Source organism: Tundrisphaera macrotermitis (assembly GCF_051175315.1).
Taxonomy (GTDB): Bacteria; Planctomycetota; Planctomycetia; order Isosphaerales; family Isosphaeraceae; genus Tundrisphaera.
The window spans coordinates 4,089,410-4,106,525 of the sequence record NZ_CP195100.1; the positions used below are offsets into that span (position 1 = coordinate 4,089,410).

Below are 17,116 nucleotides of genomic sequence, written 5' to 3' on the forward strand. Positions count from 1 at the left end.
GTCCCGCCCGCATCGCCCCAAGGCCCTCAGGCGTGCGTCTTGAAGCCCGGGACCGAGTAGGTCCGGCTGCCCCGCTCATCGGGGTGCACGCCTTCGACGCTCCCGGGCATGCCGAGGCCCCAGGAGGCCAGCCCGCCGGACGCGATCAGCACCGGCAGGATCAGGATGCTGTTCATCGAAAGGTCGGCCACGTTCACCGCGAGGATCGCGGTCGAGGCGGAGATGCCGCCCCACTCGGCGCGGCCCCAGTCGAGCCGTCGAAGCCGATTCACGGCGGCCAGCAGCGGCACCAGGCAGGCCCCGATGCAGGAGGCCCATCCGACGGCCCCATACATGCCGGCCGCGTGGATCCAGACGCTGATGGCGATCGGGTCTTCGAAGGTCCCGTCCGGCCGCCGCCCTGACCAGTCCGGCCGGCACCAGCCCAGGAGGGGGTGGCGGAGGATCTGGGGGAAATCATCCGCGATGCGGGCCAGCCTCCAGGTGAACGACGCCTTGCCGATCCCGTGGAAGAGTGTCCGCGTCGCCTCGCGCGGGTTGCCGCCGGACTTCGCGGCGATCCAGATCCCCGCACCCAGGACCGCCACGCCGATCAGGATCAATCCCACCTGGATCAGCCTCCGGCCGGCGGTCCCCAGCCGGCCGCGAAAGGACAGGGGGGCCAGTCCGAGCAGCAGGAAGACGATCGCCGAGTGGGATTGCCAGAGGAAGCACGAGCCGATCAGCACGAGGGGCACGAACGAGGCCGGGATCGCCCACTTGCCGATGCGGAGGGGGACGCGATGGCCGGTGGCCCAGAGCCAGGCCGAGGCGACCGCGGCCGACGCGGCCCAGATGCCGAACTGGTTACCGCTCTCGAAGAACAGGACCGGGCGGTGGCCCAGGGTCCGATCCGACCCGGAGAAGCGATAGGGATGGAAGCCGTAGGCCAGGTGGTAGAGGATCGGCCCGCGCGCGAATTCGATCAGGGCCGGGACCAGCGTCGCCAGCCCGGCCAGGGTCCAGGCTCGGGCATACTGGAGCAGGGCGGGGGCGCTGGCGAACGACGATCGGCCGATCGCGTAGGGCACGCCCCAGGCCAGGGCCAGGTGCCGTGACTGGGCCAGGCCCTCCGGCAACGGGACGCCGTTGGCCAGGGCGGAGGCCGCCGGGGCCAGGCACCAGGCGATCATCGGCGCATCCGGCCAGCGGGGACGCCCGCCCCTCCGGAAGTTCCGCCAGTCGAACAGGATCGACCCGAGCAGGCAACCGAGCCCGATGGCGGACGCCTTGTCCAGGATCGGCGGCGAGGGGATCGCCAGGGCATGGATCGCGTTGGACTTCTCGCCCGCGAGCATCGCCCGTTCGGAGATGACCTGGTTGGGGAGCAGGGCCCACCCCCCGATCATCGCCACCAGGGTCGCTGTCCGGCCCTCCAGGGCCCGGTACAGGGCCAGGGTCGCGACGATCCAGAGGCCCAGCATCAGGTCGATCATCGGGCGGCCTCGGGGCGACGACGGCCGCCGGAGCGTTGGGACATCCGGCGGGGCCGATTATGATACCCCAAAGGCGACGCCGTCGCCCAGGCAGGTCAACGGCCGGCGAGGCATCCCCGCATGGTGATCCGACAGGGATTGATCAACGCGACCCTCCTGGGCTGGGCGGCCGTCGTCCTCGTCCTGTTCCGCGTCCTGGGGCCGCGCCGGGCCGGCCTGATCGCGGCCTTCGGGGGCCTCCTGCTGCTCCCGCCGGGCCAGGTGATGCCCCGCCTCCATCCGGCCATCCCGCTGACATCCACCACCGTCGTCGGCCTGTCCATACTGCTCGGGATGATCGCCTTCGGCCGGCCCTGGTCGCGTCCCGCCCGGCTTTCGGGGCCCGATCTCGCGTTGCTCGCGTATGCCCTCGCCCCGGCGGCGGGGGTGGCGGTCCGGGGCCCGTCGGCGATGACCGACGCCGTCGACACGATCCTCTATCGTTCGTTGACCTGGGTCGTCCCTTATGCGTTCGCACGGCTATATCTGGCCGACCGCGACGGGCCGAGGGACGTGGCCCGGGGGGTCGTCGCGTCGGGGGTGTTCCTCCTGCCGATCATCGCCTATGAGTCGCTGGTCGGCCCCGACCGCTACCTGCTCGGGATGATCTTTGGCATGCCCTTCCGCCCCGAGATGGTCGAGCGGATGGGGGGCTATCGGCCCGAGGCCTTCTTCAACAACGGGATCCACCTGGCCTCCTGGATGGCCATCGCCTCGGTGGCCTCGTGCTGGCTCGCCCTGGCCCGGACGCCCTATCCCGGGAAGGTCCCGGGCTGGATCCCCGCCGCGCTGGTCCTGGGGGGATCGATGCTGTGCCGGGGGATGTACGGGCTCCTGCTCCTCGGGGCCGGGCTGCTGACGATGGTCATCACCCAGTTCGGCCGGACGCGCGGGGCGATCGTGATCCTGGCCCTGATCGCGCCCACCTACATGGCGACCCGGATCTCCGGGGCCTGGGATGGCCGGGCGCTGGTCGCGGCGGCGGGTTCGTTCGGCCGGCCCGATACCGTCAAGACCCGGATCGACTCCGAAGACGGGATCCTCGCCGCGATCCGGGCGCGGGGCCTGGCGTGGGGCGACGGGCTGAACCTGTGGGTCACGGACCGCCGGCCCGCCGTCTACTGGCCCGATGGCAAGTGGTTGTTCCCGCTATGGTTGGGCGGGGCCATCGGCCTGGCGATGCACTACGCCGCCATCCACCTGATCCCCATCGGGGTGGCGATCTCCGCCCCTCGCGGGAGGCCGAGCCGCGTGGAAGCCGCCTCGCCGGTCTGGTGCCTGGCCACGCTCTCGGCCCTGCACATGATCGACGGATTGCACAACGGGGTCGATTTCCTGCCCACCGCGATGATGGCGGGGGCCATCGTCTCCGCGACGCCCGTCGCGGCGTTCGACGACACCTGGCCGAGGCGAGTCGGCCGCCTCGCGCTGATCGGAGTCCTGGTCGCGCTGCCCGAGTTGGTCGGGCTGGCCATGAGGCTCGCCCGCCGGCAGTGACCCATCAAAGGGATCGGGCCGGCCGGGGGATCCGGCGCGGCCCGATCGAAGTCGCTCGGGATCAGACGTTGGCGAGCGAGGTCCCGAGGAAGGTCGTGGTGTAGTTGGAACCGGCCGTCCCCGACCCGTTCAGGCGATTGCCGGCCAGGTCCCGGATCCCGTTGGCATTGGCGCCGACCACGACCAGCCGGAACAGCTGGGCACGCGGGACCGAGTTGGCCAGCGTGATCGTCACCGACCGCGTGGTCGCGTTGTAGGCGACCGAACGGACGGCGACCGCCCGCGAGGTGGTGCCCGCGGCCCCCAGGGCGAAGACGCGGTAGTTCGCCTTGCGGATGGCCGTGTTCCGGTTCAGGGGGGTGCTGAACCCGACGGTGAGCCGGTTCAGATTCTTGCCGGTCCCCGGCGCACCGATGCCGAGCACGGTCGGGCCGGTGCTCACGCCGCCGACCGGGATGACCTGCGTCGAGAACGTGACCACGGCGCCCGGTACGCCCGAGGCGATCGTCGCGGCGTTGTTGACGATCGGGGTCGCCGAGGTCGGATTCAGGACCAGGGTGACGGTGGCCGAACCGCCCGCCGGCAGCGTGCCGATGGTCGCCGCGAAGTTGTTGCCGGTGAGCGAGAACGTCCCCTGGCTGGTCGACGCCCGGACGAACGTGGTGTTCGCGGGGATCGTGTTGGTCACGATCACGCCCGGGGCGGGGACCGTGTTCGGGTTGGTGACGGTCAGGGTGATGGTCTGGGGCTGGCCCACCACGATCGGGTTCGACCCGGCGGACTGGGTGAGCGACAGCGGCGTGGTCGCGTTGACGCCCGTGATCGTGTCGACCAGCGTGGCGGAATTATTGCTGGCGTTGGTGTCGAGCTGGGCCCCGTTCACCGTGACCACGTTGGTGGCCGTGCCGGCCTGGGTCAGCCTCAACAGGACCGTGACCGTCGCCGTGGCCCCGACCTGCAGCGTCCCCAGCCGGGTCGTGACGATCCCGTTGGCGAAGCTCGACGTGCCCTGGGACGAGGAGGCGTCCACGTACTGCTGGTTGGCCGGCACGAAGTCGTTGACCGTCACGTCGGTCGCCGCGTTCGGCCCGAAGTTGGTGACGGTGATCGTGTAGACGAGGTTCTGGCCGACGACCTTGCCGACGAACGGGGCGAACGAGGTCTGGCCGATCCCGAGGTCGGAGGTCGGCTGGACCGGCGGGACGATCGTGATCGTCTGCGTGGCCTGGTTGTTGGCGTAGTTCGGGTCGAACGTGGTGGAGAACACGGCGCCCGCGTTGGTCAGGGCCCCGGTCTCCAGTGCGTTGACCCGCAGGGTGATCGTGACCGAGGCGCCGGCGGCGATCGTCCCCAGGTTGGCGTGGATCAGGCCGTTCGCGTCGGGGCCCACCGTGCCGGCGGTGGTCGTCGCCGAGATGAAGGCCAGCCCGACCGGCAGGAGGTCGTCGACCACCACGCCGTTGGCGGCCACCGTCCCGTTGTTGGTGACCGTGGCCGTCAGCGTGAAGTCGGTGCCGGAGAAGACGGGGGTCGCCGGGCCCGTCAAGGCCAGGACGAGATCCGTCGAGGCGACCGCGGCGACCAGCGGGAACGCCGGGCTGAACTCCGAGGTCGTGCCCGCGGCATCCGTCACCGTCGCCGTGAACTCGGTCTGGGTGATCCCGCTATACGGCTGGGAGAAGGTCGCGTTGCCCAGGACGTCGGTGGTGATCGTCACCGTGGAGAAGAAGAGATCCCCCTGGCCATACCCGGACGGATCGGCCGCGTCGCTGCCGTAGAAATCGACCGAGTAGGTGGTGTTCGGCGTGCCATGATAGACGCCCGAGAGCGTCAGCAGGTTGCCCGGGTCGCGCGTCGCCGAGGTCACGAACAGGTAGCCGGGCGTGACCCCGGCCGGGCCGGTGTCGATGCCGAGCCGCTTGTTCCCGGTGATCAGGTTCCCCTGGATCGTCACGCCCTGGACCGTCCCCCCCGCCAGGGTGGCCACCCGGACGCCGGCCCCCTCGTTGAACCAGATCAGGTTGCCTTCGCCGAAGGTGCTACCGCCGATCCGGATGTTGGTCGCGACGGCGGAGGCACTCAGCGAGCTGATCCCGTTGCCGCCGTTGCCGGCCGGCTCGGCCGCGGCATTCAGGCCGATGTAGTTGCCGATCACCCGGGTGTTGGCCGACCCGTTCAGGGCGATCCCGTCGAGGGTGTTGCCGGAGATGAAATTCCCCGCCTCGGAGATCGGGCCGCCGATCGTGTTGACGGTCGCGCCGGCGGGCGTGGTCGTGGCGACCAGGACGCCATAGGAGTTGGGGATCGCCGTCTGCCCGTTGAAGTTCAGGCCGATGTAGTTGCCTTCGATCCGATTGCCGGACGCGGCCCCCTGCATCAGGATGCCGGCCCCGGCGGCGGCCCCGGCCCCGGTATTGCCCGAGATGAAGTTGCGCAACCGGAGGTCGTCGCCGCCGATCTGGTTGTTGGGCGACTGGATCATCAGGCCGATCCGGTTGGGGACGGCCTCGGTGGCGGCGAAGTTGGTCCCGATGTAGCAGTTCTGGACCGTGTTGCTGCCCGGCCCCAGCAGGGCGATCCCGTTGCCGCCGCCCGTGCCATCGGCCCCTCGGAACCCGTTGATCGTCAGGCCCCGCACCACGTTGCCGCCCGACAGGAACGTCAGCCCGTTCGCGCCGACGCCCGCGTTCGCACCGTTCAGGACCACCACCGGGGCGCTGGAGTAGCCCGGCTGCGTCTGGCCGTCGATCGCCACGCGATGCGTGACCGCGGGCAGGGGGGACTGCAGCGAGATCGTCCGGTCCGAACCCTGGGTGATGTTGAAGACGATCGCGTTGGACACATCCGTGGTGTTCGCGTTCGACCTCGAGATCGCATCTCGGAGCGAACCGGGCCCGGAATCGGCGATCGAGTCCACCGTGAAGACTGCCATCAGGTCGCGACGCTCGAGCGATTCGACGCGGGGCCTCCGAGACCGTTCGCGGCGGATGGGCGCGGCAATCCTGTGTGTCTGGCGAGACATCGCGTCGTACTCCTGGGGTGCTGCGGCAAAGGGCGAAGACGTCACCCGGGCGGGGTGCGCCCTGACTAGCGATCGTCCAGCAGGAGGGCACCTCGGCGTGTCGACCCGTCCGTCGCGGCGTTCGCAAGCCAACCAGTCTAACTTCATGCAAGCGTGAAGCAAGGCCCTGCCGCAAGCTGGGCAGTGTGCGTAATTTATTTCGAATCGCCGGCAACCGCCGAGTCGGCGGGCCGAGCCAATCAATGTATCGGAATCGCGGGGGAGTCCGGCCAGGAAGGGTCAGAAATCGAGGTCGGAAACCAGGACTTCGCGGAGCTTCTGCAGGGCGCGGGTCTTCTCGTTGCTGACCGTCTTGGGGGCGACCCCCCAATGCTCGGCGATCTCCGCCGGCGTCTCACCCTGGAGGGTCGACCGGATCAGGGCCGCTTCCCGAGGGGAGAGGGTGCGGGCGACGGCGTCGCGGAGCGAGGCCCGGAGGTCGTCCTGGGCGGTCTCGGAACGAGGGTCCGTCGAGGCCTGGATCTCGGCGGCGGCGTCCAGCGGCTGGAAGCTGCGCTCGCGCTGGGCCCGCTTCTTGACCGTGTCGATGGCGCGGAAGAAGTCGGGTCCCTCGGCCGTCTCGCGGCTCAGGACCTCGCGGATCCCCGACTGGCCGACCTCGCCGAGCATCCGGTCGAACCGGCCGCGGCCCATCCCTTCCAGCAGGCTCGCATAGACGGCCTGGGTGCAGTCGTCGAACTTCTGCGGGGACAGCCCGGCCCGGGCCCACGACCGCGCCAGGTAGCGATCCACCTGGGCCAGGCCCGAGGCGATGTCGGACTCGTCGACCTCGGCATGATGGATCGAGCCGGGGAGGAAGTCGATCAGGCCGGATTCGACCAGCGCCGCATCCCAGGCATGATCCGAGATCGTCGGGACGTCGACTCCGGCCGACGCGGCGGGGATATCCCACTCCGCGATCAGGCCCATCGGCGCCTCCATGACGGTGCTCAGCAGGCGGATCGCCTCCAGAGCCTCGACACCAGGCCGATAAGCGCGTCGTCGTTTCCCTCGATCCTTGCCGTTCAAGCCCCGTTCCTTTCTCTCGGCGCCCCCGAACCCCACCCCTCATCACAAGGAATAGGTCATCATCGCCATGATGGCCCCATCCCAGATCCCGGCCGCCGGGGAACGCCCGCGGCTACCCTAATCCAATGGATGAAATTCGGCGAGATCAGGTTTGTGTGACGTCATCGTCAAGATAGCATGCAACCAATCAGGCACGCAATCAGCGTTTCGCCCCGACATCACCCATTCTAAAAGATCATCGTGACCGTTGCGACGATGAATTCAGGAATTCCCATTTCCTTCATTGTAACATCCCCCTTCCGGGTAGATCCCAGGACGCTTCGACGAGTCCCGCCCGATGGGCGAGCACCCGGTCGTGGAGCACGAAGGTGAAGTCGCTGTACCCCGGGACGACCCGGACCTTGGACCCGATGGGCAGGTTGACCCCGCCGGGCAGTTGGAACACGGCATGCTCGGCGGACAGGCTCTGCACGCGACACCCCCCGGGCTGGACCAGGACCGGATCCTGCTTGAAATCGCTGATCGACTTTCGGCCGATATCGAGGACGGCCAGATCGGGGGAGGGCCGCCCGACCACCGTGGCCAGCACGGACAGGGCGTTGAGATGCCCCGCCACCCGACATCCCTCAACGTAATACATGCAGGCGAAAATTCCGCCTCCCGCTTGGATTTCGGTGATCCCGGGGATGTCGGCGGTGATCTGGTAGGACCCGGTCCCGCCGGTCGAGATGATCCGGCAGGGGAGGCCGTCGGCCTCGACCGCTCCACGCGCGGCGAGTAGGATGTCCAGGGCCCCCCGGATGGCGGCCCGCTTCTCGGCCGGGTCGGTGATCAAGAGGGTGTGCCCCTCGTAGCCCATCAGGCCGTCGAATCGGAGTCCGGGCGTCGCCGCGACGCGGCGGGCCAGGGCGATGGCCCCATCCGGCGAGCCGACTCCGCCCCGGCCCATCCCGAGATCCACGTCCACGAGGACGCCGATCTCGACCCCGAAGTCCCGCGCCGCCGAGCCGAGCGGGCCCACATGATCGGGATGATCGACGGTCACCTTGACGTCGGCCTGGCGTTGGAGCGCCGCGAGCCGGGCGACCTTGGGGGCGCCGACGACCAGGTGGGCGATCAGGATGTCGTCGATCCCCCCGGCGGCCATCACCTCGGCCTCGGAGACCTTGGCCACGGTCACGCCGATGGCGCCCGCCCGCCGGAGCAGGTGGGCGATCGCTGGGCATTTGAACGCCTTGGCGTGGGGCCTCCATGCGACCCCACGTTCGGCGAGGGTGCGGGACATGACGCGGACGTTGTGGTCGAACGCGTCCATGTCCAGCAGAAGGGCCGGCGTGTCGAGGTCTTCGACCCGCCGGCCAATCGCGCTCATACGCATCAGTTTCGATCTCGCATCAGACCTGTGAAGGCATCTCGAATCGGGTCGAGTAGTCGCGGCCCAGCAGGGCGTTGGCCTCGGCGTCGCCGGGGAAGGTCTCGGTGGCGGCGTCGAAGGCGACCTTGCGGCCCACCCGATGGGCGATGTTGCCGATGTGGCAGAGCCGGGTCGTGTGGTGGGCCAGCTCGATGTCGGCGTTGGGCTTCGCCCGGGACTTCACGCAGTCGACGAAGTTGGCATAGTGGGCCTCGACCCCGCCGGTGGCCTTGCCGCTGGCCCCGTCGCCGTCCTCGACCTTCCAGCCATTGGTATCGATCGTCAGGACGCCCTTGTCGCCGTGGAAGGCGATGCCGAAGCCCATCCCTTCCATCGGGTGCTTGTCGTAGAGCCGGTGCTCCCAGACGATGCACGCCTTGGGATACTCGTAGGAAACGACCTGGGTGTCGGGCACCTCGCGATCGTCGAACACGTAACGGCCGCCCAGCGACGCGACCGAGAGCGGGGCGTCGACGCCGAGCCCCCATCGGGCGACGTCGAGGCCGTGCACGCCGTTGTTGCCCAGCTCGCCGGTGCCCCAGTTCCAGAACCAGTGCCAGTTATAGTGGAAGTGGTTCTCGACGAACGGGCGATCGACGGCCGGGCCCTGCCACATCGCGTAGTCGACGCCCTTGGGGACCTCGGCCGGCTTGGGCGGGCCGATCGCGGGACGCTTCTGCATGATCCAGGCGCGGGCCATCCCCACCGTGCCGATGCCGCCCGACTGGACGTGCTTCACGGCCTCGATGACGTGCGGCATGCTCCGGCGCTGGATGCCGACCTGGACGATCTTGTCGTACTTGCGGGCCGCCTCGATCATCCGCCGGCCTTCGACGATGTTGTGGCTGGCCGGCTTCTCGGTGTACACGTCCTTGCCGGCCTGGCAGGCCATCACGGCGATCAGGGCGTGCCAGTGGTCGGGCGTGGCGTTGATGACCGCGTCGATCCCCTTGTCGTCCAGGAGGCGGCGGAAGTCCTTCTCGGTGCGGGGCGCCTCCTTGCCGGTGATCTTCTGGACCGCCTTGGCCGGCTTGGCGAACGCCTCGTCATCGATGTCGCAGAGGGCCACGACCTCGACGTCGGGCCGCGCGGCGAACCCCTTGGCCAGGTCGTTGCCGCGTCCCCGGACGCCGATGACACCCACCCGGAGCCGCTCGCTGGCCGGGGAGGACCCCGGAGCCATCCGCGCCCCGACCGCCGCCGCGCCCATCGCGCCCAGGAACACCCGCCGGTCGATCCCCGTCATCATCAACGCCCCCATCGGAAAGATCGGGGCTGACTTCCCGGCCCGTCGCCGGGTGAACATCCGACCCGATCCCCGAGGGTAGCCCCACGGTCCCCACCCGGCAATGGTTTTTCGGCAACATCCCCGGACGCTGACCTCGATTCAACGAACTCTTAATGTCTTGCGTCTTGCCTGCGCCTCGGATTCGGGATAAATTTAAGAGAGCATGACGAGGAAGATTTTCTGCGATGCGGGCTCCCAGGCCCGCCTCATGCGATGCCGCTCCGACGGTTCTCGCACGTCATCGACCGGTCGAGCGACCGGATCTCGACCTTTCATCCACCGGCCGTCATATCTTTGGTACGTCTTCCGCGATCGGGGGCTTTTCGCCTTGATCGGCGGTCGTGGTGGATTGCCCCCTCCCGTCGACAGGAGTCAGACGATGCGACGCCCCAACATAAGACGAGGATTCACGCTGATCGAGCTTCTGGTGGTGATCGCCATCATCGCCGTGCTGATCGCGCTCCTGCTGCCCGCGGTGCAGGCCGCCCGCGAGGCCGCCCGCCGCGCCCAGTGCACCAATAACCTGAAGCAACTCGGCCTATCGATCCACAACTTCGAGTCGACCAACGGCAAGTTCCCCGATGGCCAGGGGCCCGTCCCGGTGTTGAGCTCCACCTTCACCCGGGCGAGCGTCCAGGCTCAGATCCTGCCGTTCATCGAGGGGAACAATCTGTTCGCCGTCTTCAACCTCAATATCGACGTCCAGAACCCCGAAAATGATACGGCCCGCATTCAGCAAGTCTCCGCTTTGGTATGCCCATCCGACCCTTCCACGACCAAAATGCCCGGTAGTCGAGTTTGGGGCAGTAGCACCGGTCAGATTGGCTACGACAACTACTATGCCAGCATCGGCGCCACCGCCGCCCAGTTGTACAACACGGCCACGGCGACCGCCGAGACCAACACCGCGACGCTGGGCATCTTCAACATGCAGATGGACTTGAGCGGCGGGTCAGTGGCGGTCAATCCCAAATTCCGCTCCGCGGTCGGCGGGGTACGGATCGCCGATGTGACTGATGGGACGAGCAACACGAGCTTGTTCTCGGAGATCCGTCGGTCTCCCTTGACCAGTGCGACCGACGCGGGGACGGCCAACGATAAGAACCACATCCATCGCGCGACCGGGACCTGGAACGTCGCCGTCGACAATTACACCCCTCGCCTCCCCGAGTGCGATACCAACACCGCGAGCCGGGTCGAATATCGCGGTCAGCAGTATTACCGGGGGACGCAGTTTCTTTCGACCTACAGCCATACGGTCCCGCCCAATTACAAGGGCTTCGACTGCATGGATGCTGCCCTGACCGTCGGTCACATCGCCGCGCGGAGCTACCATCCCGGTGGGGTGAACGTGAGCATGGCCGATGGCTCGGTCCGGTTCGTCAAGGATACGGTCAATATCGGGACGTGGCGAGCGCTCGGCACCCGGGGCGGCGGCGAGATTATCTCCTCCGACGCATTCTGATCCGACAACCCCCGACTCGACCAAACCCGTCCCGCCGCCGTCCCACCCCGGGCCGGCGGCGGCTTTTCTATATCGGCCTCCTCTGGAATCAACAAACACCCATGCGATCATCCCTGCTTGCCATCACCCTTTCCCTCTTGCTCAGCGGCTGCGGCAGCTCGACCGTGGAGAATTCCCCGGCCGTCTTCGAGAACAACGCCCTCTCCGAGATCGGGACGATCTATCGCCTCTATTCCGAGGTCAGCAAGAAGCCACCCCAGAGCCTCAAGGATTTCGCGCCCTATCGCGAGGGCACTCCCGATGGGATCAACGCGGCCGCGCGGGGCGAGATCGTCATCCTGTGGGGGGCGAAATTGAATGACCTCACCGAGGAAGGCACCGGCGATTCGCCCGACGAGGTCCTCGCCTATATGAAGGAAGTCCCCGAGAAGGGGGGGCTGGTCCTGATGAAGAACCGCAAAATCAAGTCGATGACGGCCGAGGAATTCAAGGCAGCCCCCAAGGCCGGATCTTGATCCGATCGGGCTCGGCGCGAAGGTCGGATTACGCATGATCCGGCCCTCGCCCTCATCCACGAGAGCATGCATTTTGAGTTGAGGGATCATCAGGGATCGTGTTGTGTTTTCTCGCCCATCCGGTCGGTGAATCGCGGGATCAATCGCTGGTTTCTTGAATCGCGAGCGCCTTCCGAGTAGAATCTCCCGATCCGGGTCGGCCTCGAAGTCGAGCCAAGATCCGGCAGAGTGAGTCGGATTTGGAACCCAAAGCGACTCGCCGCACCGAACGTCCCGCCGCGCTCTCGATCCGAGACGCCCCCCCTCTCTGGATCTCCCCGAGCCTGACGATTTCCGATTCCATGCCTTTGGCGACGGAACTCGCGATTTCGGCACATCCGCCACCCGTCATTTTCTTGCAATTTTCAGCGGAGGTCCAGCATGACAGGTCATCGTCCGAGGCGTGGTTTTACTCTCATCGAGCTTCTGGTCGTCATCGCCATCATCGCCGTCCTCATCGCCTTGCTCCTCCCCGCCGTGCAGGCCGCCCGCGAGGCCGCCCGCCGCTCGCAGTGCACCAACAACCTGAAGCAGATGGGCCTGGCCGCCCTCAACTTCGAGTCGACCTACAGCGCCTTCCCGCCGGGGAGCGGACCCCGCCCGACCATCAGCTCGAACAAGACCCGGATGTCGCCCGCGGCATTCATGCTCCAGTACATGGAGCAGGGGGCGGCCTTCTCGGCCTTCAATCTCCAGATCTCGGTCGCGACCGGGGAACTTGGCAATCTCACGGCCATGTCCCAGATCGTTTCCTCGTATGTCTGCCCCTCCGACCCGAACACCACGAAGTTCATCCAGGGCAATTCCCGGGGATACGGCTACAACAATTACTTCGGCAGCATCGGCAATACGCCCAGCCAGCAGCTCGGCACGGCGGCCTATCAGGAAGCCGACTCGGGACGCGCCGGCATCTTCAACTTCCGGTTCCTCGGGAACCCCCAGTGGCTCGATGCCCCGACCAACACGGTCCCCAACCCGGACTACCTGGCCGCATCGCGCACCACGATCGCCGAGATCACCGACGGGACGAGCAACACGGCCCTGTTCTCGGAGACGAGGCGTTCGCGTGCGATCGATGGGACCCCGGCCGGGGACGGGATCCCGATCCCGGACCTGTTGAACGTCTACATGGCGAACGGTAATTTCACCGGCGCCGGGACGATCACCCCGCCCAGCGACTGCGTCACATTCGCCTCACAGACCCGGATCCGCTATCGCGGTCAGCAGTATCACCGCGACCTCCCTTCGACGAGCGTCTATTCCCACACCTTGCCCCCCAACTACAAGCAGTGGGATTGTACTGACAGCTCGTACACTCAGGTCCACGGGGCGGCGCGGAGCTACCACCCGGGCGGCGTGAATGCCACGTTCTGCGATGGTTCGGTCCGCTTCATCAAGGACACGATCAATCCCATCACCTGGCGGGCCCTCGGCTCCAAGGCCGGCGGGGAAGTCGTCAGCGCCGACGCTTACTGATCCAACCCCCGCCATAGGGGCCGCAGGCCGTCCGCGGCGACCTGCTTCGAACTCAATTCGGGCCAGGGGGGAGGATGATCTTCCCCCCTGGCTCTTTTACATGGAGATAGGTTGATGAAAAGATTGGGAAGAAGGTCATGGGTCGCTTTCGTCATCCTCGGATTGCTTTCGGGGTGCGGCGGCGGGGGCGGCGGCGAGGCCTCCCTGGCAGCGAGTGGACTGGATGAGAAGGGGTTTCTCCAGTCTCTGGGCGAAGACTATCGGATTTTCTCGATTTCCCAGAAGAAGCCACCCCGCAAGATGGCCGACATGGAAATCATGAATACGATGATGTCGGCCGCGATGAACGAAGTCCGGAATGGCAACATCATCGTCCAGTGGGGCGCAACCCTCCCCGACATCAAGGAAGAACCCGGCCAGTCGACGGCCCCGGAGATCCTGGCCTACGGGAAGGACGTCCCGGAGAAGGGCGGCTATGTACTCCACCTCGACCGGACGGTGACCAAGATGACGGCCGAGGAATTCAAGGCCGCGCCGAAGGCGGGCGCGAAGGCCGGTTCCTGATCCGAATGCCGCTCCGCGAAGGTCGAATCATGAAGGGCTGCCCGGGGGACCCTGGCAGCCCTCTCGCATTCCCGGGTCGACCGCTACGAGCCTCCGGGCCGGAGGATGGCCATCGAGGAACCTTGATCTTTCGGCCGAACGCGGGTAGCATCCCCGCGCGGACCCCGGACGGACGGGGCGGGCCCGGTCGAAGGAGTGGCCGACTGTGAAGCGGAAGCAACCGTGGTGGATCGACTATAGCCTGTACCTGCTCGTCCGGCTGATCGTCGCCATCGCCCAGGCGATGAGCATCGAGCAGTCCTATGCCTTCGCCGAGGGGCTGGCGGCGCTCCTGTACCGGGTCAACAAGCGGCACCGCAAGATCGGCATCGAGAACCTGCGCCTGGCGTTCGGCGACCGGTACACCGAGGCCGAGCGAGACCAGATCATCCGCGGGGTCTATCGCCACTTCTGCATGATGCTGATGGAGATCCTCCACATCCCGCGCAAGCTCCACCCGACCACCTGGCGCGACCGGATCACCCTGGTCGGCCACCCGATGGTCGTGGATCAGCTGCTCAAGGGGGGGCCGATCATCATGCTCACCGGCCACTTCGGCAACTGGGAGATGGCGGGATACCTGTTCGGAGTCTTCGGCTTCCCGCCCAACTCGGTGGCGCGGACGCTCGACAACCCCTATCTCGACCGATTCCTCCGGTCGTTCCGCGAACGGACCGGGCAGAAGATGATCCCCAAGAAGGGGGGATACGACCAGATGCTCGACGTCCTGCGGACGGGCGGCGTCCTATCGTTCCTGGCGGATCAGGATGCCGGCGAGCGGGGGATGTACGTCGACTTCTTCGGCCGGCCGGCCTCGACCCACAAGGCGATCGCCCTGATGGCCATCGAGCACAAGGCCCCGGTCATGGTCGGATACGCCCGGCGGATCGGCCCCGGCTTCCGCTACGAGGTCGGCTGCACCGAGCTGATCCAGCCGACCGAATGGACCGGCACCGCCGACGACGTCCGGCTGCTCACCCAGCGCTACACCTCGGCGCTGGAGGCGATCATCCGCCGCGACCCCGACCAGTATCTCTGGCTCCACCGCCGCTGGAAGCACCAACCGAAGCCGAAGAAGGCCAGGGCCCCGGTCGCCGAGGTCCCGGCCGCCTCGGCCGCGTGAGATCGTTCAGCGGGCCGGATAGGTGGCCTTCGGCCCGTCCTCGCCGATCTGCACCGTATAGCTCGACCCGTCGGGCTCGACGGCGACGTGGATGAACTGGCCGCCGTCTTTGCCCTGGTTGGCGATCAGGGCGGGGTCGGTGTTCTGCTCGGCGGAGGTGGCCGCGTTCTTGTGGAGCTGATAGGCGGCCTTGAGCGAGGGCAGGGCCCGGAGTCGCTCGACGGTCGCCGCCGCACCGCCCTTGCGCGGGCCGTTGTTCATGATCGCCACCGTCGGGGCGATCGTCTTCAGCAGGGTGGGATGGTTGGAGATGTCCATCCCGTGGTGCGTGACCTGGAAGACGTCGATCGGCCCGATCTTGTCCACCGGGCAGACCAGTTTGTGCTCGATGTTCCAGGTCAGGTCGCCGCAGTCCAGGAACGTGAAGTCGCCCAGGCGGAAGCGGAAGGTCAGGCTCTTGGCGTTGTCGGACTTGTCCTCGGCCTGGTCGGCCGGGGCCTCGGCGCAGAGTGGGTTGGGCGGCCCGGTCGGGGTGGCGATCACCTCGCCCCCCGAGGCCAGGACCAGGACCTCGACTTTGCCCTTGAGGGGCAGGGTGTCGCCGGCCTTGAGGCCCTGTCGCTTGCCGGCCGAAGCTTCGAGGTAAGCCTTGCCCATCTTCCCGGCGGGGCCGTCGGGGAAAGCGGCCTTATCACCGTCCGGGGCATTGGGGTCGGGCAGGCCGCGATCCCAGAACTTCCCGATCTTGACCCGTTTGTTCAGCCCCTCGACGCCGCCGTAGTGATCCATGTGCCAGTGGGTCGTCGCCAGGTGGTCGAGGTGGTCGAGCTTGGCCACGTCCTTGAGGACGTGCTCGATCCGGATCGGGTCGCGGTCCATCAGCTCGGGCCAGCCCGAGTCGATCAGCAGCGACTCGCGCTCGGGCGTGACGACCAGGGTGGCGGCCCCGCCCATCACGTCGATGAAATAGATGTCTAACTTGCCGGACGCCGGGGCGTCGGCCCCGCACAGGCTCAGGCCCAGAAAGAGGGCGGCGCAGGCGTTGGTCATGGAGTTCATCCGAGGGGGTTCAGGAAGGATCGGTCGGCCGGATCCGGAGGGAGTCCCCGATTGTGCCCGACGCCGATCGCAGATCAAGGGCCTCGACCAGATCGGCATGGCGGCCCCCGGCCAGCCCGTCGGCCAGCAGCGCCGCGCCCTGGGCGGCGGACTTGACCCAGGCCCCGGGCAGGCCGGACAGGCGACGGATCTCCCCGAAGGGGGTCAGGGCCGTGGTCACGAGCCGCCGTAGGTCGTTGCCCGCGCCCAACCCGGCGACCGCCGAGCCGGACAGGTAGATCCGGTCGAACGGCGTGACCGCCCTGAGCCCGGCGACGTGCTTGACCAGGGACTCGCGGAACGCGGCCGGGCCGATGTCGCCGAGGTCGCGGACGCCGCCGCGGAACAGGTCGGCCTTGGTCAAAGGGCCGAGCCAATAGGCGGCCTCGCCATCCCAGGCGCCGCCGGACTTCATCCCGATCGGCCCGCGGGACCCGGCCGCCGCGTCGACGATCTTGCCCCCCTCGACGACCAGGACCGCCGTGAACGCCGAGCCGATCTCGACGACCGCGAACGAGCGGGCGGGGGAGGGCGTGGCGTGGCGATCGGCCCAGCAGGCCAGGGCAGCGACGGCCACCTTGTCGGCCGTCCCCAGGTCGATCGCGTTGGCCTTGCGGTGGTCGGGGATCGACCCGAGGTGGATCCCGCCCGGCAGGAAGACGCTCGGCCAGCCCGACTTGAGGACCTCGCGGACCCAGCCGCGAAACCCGATCACGCCGGCATCCTGGCCCCTCTGGTCGGGGCGGACCAGGGCCATCCGGTCGATGTCGGCCTCGCGGAGATCCTCACCGCGGACCAGCGGCAGGCCGTAGCCGGACGGTCCGGCGATCAGGTCGATCGGCCGCCACTGGCGGAGCAGCTTGGCCAGGGCATCGGGCCGGGCCCGGAGCGCCTCGGGGTCGAGCGACGACTGGCCGGCGACCTGGCCATCGACCAGGAGCAGGAGGTCGAGGCTGCCGGTCCCCGGGTCGGTGCCGACGACGCGAAGCATGGC

At 67.8% G+C, this 17,116-nt stretch carries 13 protein-coding genes; 6 read left to right on the forward strand and 7 right to left on the reverse strand.

Annotation, left to right across the window (positions count from 1 at the left end):
- Positions 1 to 26: 26 nt before the first annotated feature.
- Positions 27 to 1,475: a hypothetical protein gene (locus TA3x_RS16460; RefSeq protein ID WP_435015741.1), complete on the reverse strand. Its 1,449-nt coding sequence runs from the start codon at positions 1,473 to 1,475 to the stop codon at positions 27 to 29.
- A gap of 120 nt (positions 1,476 to 1,595) precedes the next feature.
- On the opposite strand from TA3x_RS16460, the gene TA3x_RS16465 reads away from it, so the two are divergent.
- Positions 1,596 to 3,011, forward strand: a complete 1,416-nt coding sequence (locus tag TA3x_RS16465; RefSeq protein WP_435015742.1) for a hypothetical protein — start codon at positions 1,596 to 1,598, stop codon at positions 3,009 to 3,011.
- 61 nt (positions 3,012 to 3,072) lie between these two features.
- Here the strand turns inward: TA3x_RS16465 and TA3x_RS16470 are convergent, their stop codons facing one another.
- From TA3x_RS16470 to TA3x_RS16485, 4 genes are all read right to left on the reverse strand, one after another.
- Positions 3,073 to 5,853 (reverse strand): hypothetical protein, encoded by a 2,781-nt coding sequence (locus tag TA3x_RS16470; protein WP_435015743.1) that lies wholly within the window; start codon positions 5,851 to 5,853, stop codon positions 3,073 to 3,075.
- Positions 5,854 to 6,312: 459 nt separating this feature from the next.
- Positions 6,313 to 7,002, reverse strand: coding sequence for an RNA polymerase sigma factor (locus TA3x_RS16475; protein ID WP_435015744.1), 690 nt, complete (start codon positions 7,000 to 7,002; stop codon positions 6,313 to 6,315).
- 379 nt (positions 7,003 to 7,381) lie between these two features.
- The gene (locus TA3x_RS16480; RefSeq protein ID WP_435015745.1) at positions 7,382 to 8,479 is read right to left on the reverse strand and encodes a DSD1 family PLP-dependent enzyme; all 1,098 of its coding nucleotides are present in this window, start codon (positions 8,477 to 8,479) and stop codon (positions 7,382 to 7,384) included.
- 16 nt (positions 8,480 to 8,495) lie between these two features.
- Positions 8,496 to 9,764, reverse strand: a complete 1,269-nt coding sequence (locus tag TA3x_RS16485; protein WP_435015746.1) for a Gfo/Idh/MocA family protein — start codon at positions 9,762 to 9,764, stop codon at positions 8,496 to 8,498.
- Positions 9,765 to 10,182: 418 nt separating this feature from the next.
- Between TA3x_RS16485 and TA3x_RS16490 the strand changes: the two genes are divergently transcribed.
- The 5 genes from TA3x_RS16490 to TA3x_RS16510 all read left to right on the forward strand — a co-directional run bounded on the left by TA3x_RS16490 (position 10,183) and on the right by TA3x_RS16510 (position 15,024).
- On the forward strand, positions 10,183 to 11,268 hold the full coding sequence (locus TA3x_RS16490; RefSeq protein WP_435015747.1) for a DUF1559 domain-containing protein: 1,086 nt from the start codon (positions 10,183 to 10,185) through the stop codon (positions 11,266 to 11,268).
- Between the two features lie 101 nt (positions 11,269 to 11,369).
- Positions 11,370 to 11,783: a hypothetical protein gene (locus TA3x_RS16495; protein ID WP_435015748.1), complete on the forward strand. Its 414-nt coding sequence runs from the start codon at positions 11,370 to 11,372 to the stop codon at positions 11,781 to 11,783.
- A 420-nt stretch (positions 11,784 to 12,203) separates the two neighbouring features.
- Positions 12,204 to 13,298: a DUF1559 domain-containing protein gene (locus TA3x_RS16500; protein WP_435015749.1), complete on the forward strand. Its 1,095-nt coding sequence runs from the start codon at positions 12,204 to 12,206 to the stop codon at positions 13,296 to 13,298.
- Between the two features lie 309 nt (positions 13,299 to 13,607).
- Complete coding sequence (locus tag TA3x_RS16505; RefSeq protein ID WP_435015750.1) at positions 13,608 to 13,862, forward strand: hypothetical protein; 255 nt, start codon at positions 13,608 to 13,610, stop codon at positions 13,860 to 13,862.
- A 205-nt stretch (positions 13,863 to 14,067) separates the two neighbouring features.
- The gene (locus TA3x_RS16510) at positions 14,068 to 15,024 is read left to right on the forward strand and encodes a lysophospholipid acyltransferase family protein (RefSeq protein ID WP_435015751.1); all 957 of its coding nucleotides are present in this window, start codon (positions 14,068 to 14,070) and stop codon (positions 15,022 to 15,024) included.
- A 6-nt stretch (positions 15,025 to 15,030) separates the two neighbouring features.
- Here TA3x_RS16510 and TA3x_RS16515 read toward each other — a convergent pair whose 3' ends face one another.
- Both TA3x_RS16515 and TA3x_RS16520 read right to left on the reverse strand, forming a co-directional pair.
- Positions 15,031 to 16,074 (reverse strand): ComEC/Rec2 family competence protein, encoded by a 1,044-nt coding sequence (locus tag TA3x_RS16515; RefSeq protein WP_435015752.1) that lies wholly within the window; start codon positions 16,072 to 16,074, stop codon positions 15,031 to 15,033.
- A gap of 19 nt (positions 16,075 to 16,093) precedes the next feature.
- A complete protein-coding gene (locus TA3x_RS16520; RefSeq protein WP_435015753.1) occupies positions 16,094 to 17,113 on the reverse strand; it encodes a DUF1464 family protein in 1,020 nt (339 codons plus the stop codon).
- Positions 17,114 to 17,116: the final 3 nt, after the last annotated feature.